Source organism: Polaromonas sp. P1_E1_2, from assembly GCF_056406035.1.
This window is the reverse complement of record NZ_JBFUAZ010000824.1, coordinates 1-1442: the sequence shown is the minus strand read 5'-3', so window position 1 is coordinate 1442 and position 1442 is coordinate 1. Positions and strand designations below refer to the sequence as shown.

Sequence of the window (1442 nt, the reverse complement as noted above, 5' to 3'; positions counted from 1 at the left end):
GCTCACCTGAGCCCCGAACAGCTCAAAAAAGGCGTGATTTGCGCCTCGGCCGGCAACCATGCCCAAGGCGTCGCACTCAGCGCGCAAAAGCTCGGCACACGCGCCGTCATCGTCATGCCCACCACCACACCGCAGCTCAAGGTCGACGCCGTCAGGGCCTGGGGCGGCAATGTCGTGCTGCACGGAGAAAGCTACTCCGACGCCTACGCCCACGCCGTGGTGCTCGAGAAAAAGCAGGGCCTGACTTTCGTGCATCCGTTTGACGACCCGGACGTCATCGCCGGTCAGGGCACGATCGCGATGGAAATCCTCATGCAGCTGCAAAGCCTCGGCTCCAGCCGGCTCGACGCCGTGTTTGTTGCCATCGGCGGCGGCGGGCTCATCTCCGGCGTGGCCAACTACATCAAGGCGGTGCGGCCCGAGATCAAAGTCATCGGCGTGCAGATGAACGACTCCGACGCGATGCTGCAGTCAGTCAACGCCAAAAAGCGCGTGACCCTGAGCGACGTCGGCCTCTTCGCCGACGGCACGGCCGTCAAGCTGGTGGGTGAAGAAACCTTCCGTATCAGCCGCGAACTGGTCGATGAATTCATCACCGTCGACACCGACGCCGTCTGCGCCGCTATCAAGGACGTGTTCGTCGACACCCGCAGCATCGTCGAGCCGTCCGGCGCAATGGCCGTGGCAGCTGTCAAGCAGTATGTGGCCACCCACAAGACCAAGGGTGAAACCTACGCGGCCATCTTGTGCGGTGCCAACATGAATTTCGACCGCCTGCGTTTCGTCGCCGAGCGCGCCGAAGTCGGCGAGGAGCGCGAAGCGCTGTTCGCCGTGACGATTCCCGAAGAGCGCGGCAGCTTCCGGCGCTTTTGCGAAGTGATTGGCGAGCTGCCCGGCGGGCCGCGCAGCGTAACGGAATTCAACTATCGCATCAACGACGACGCGAAAGCCCATGTCTTTGTGGGCTTGACCACGTCGGCCAAGGGCGAGAGCAGCAAGATCGCCGCCAATTTCTCGCGCCACGGCTTCAAGACGCTGGACCTCACCCACGACGAGCTCGCCAAGGAACACATCCGCCACATGGTGGGCGGGCACAGTGCGCTGTCCAAAGACGAGCGCCTGCTGCGCTTCGTCTTCCCCGAGCGGCCGGGCGCGCTGATGAAGTTCCTCTCCAGCATGCGGCCGGGCTGGAACATCAGCCTCTTTCACTACCGCAACCAGGGCGCCGACTACGGCCGCATCCTGGTCGGCCTGCAGGTGCCCAAGGCCGACAACAAGGCCTTCAAGGATTTCCTGGACACGCTGGGCTACCCTCACGTCGAGGAAACCGCCAACCCTGTTTACCGGCTGTTCTTGCAGAGCTGACCGCAAAACTGACCGTAGAGCCGACAAGCCCATCCGCCATGAAACTGACCGTAGAGCCGACAAGCCCATCCGCCATG

At 63.2% G+C, this 1442-nt stretch carries 1 protein-coding gene; it reads left to right on the top strand.

Features of this window, described 5'->3' with window-relative positions:
• A partial coding sequence (gene ilvA, locus AC1D1P_RS23280) for a threonine ammonia-lyase, biosynthetic (protein WP_477674627.1) occupies window positions 1-1365 on the top strand: 1365 nt, incomplete at its 5' end.
• Window positions 1366-1442 lie beyond the last annotated feature (77 nt).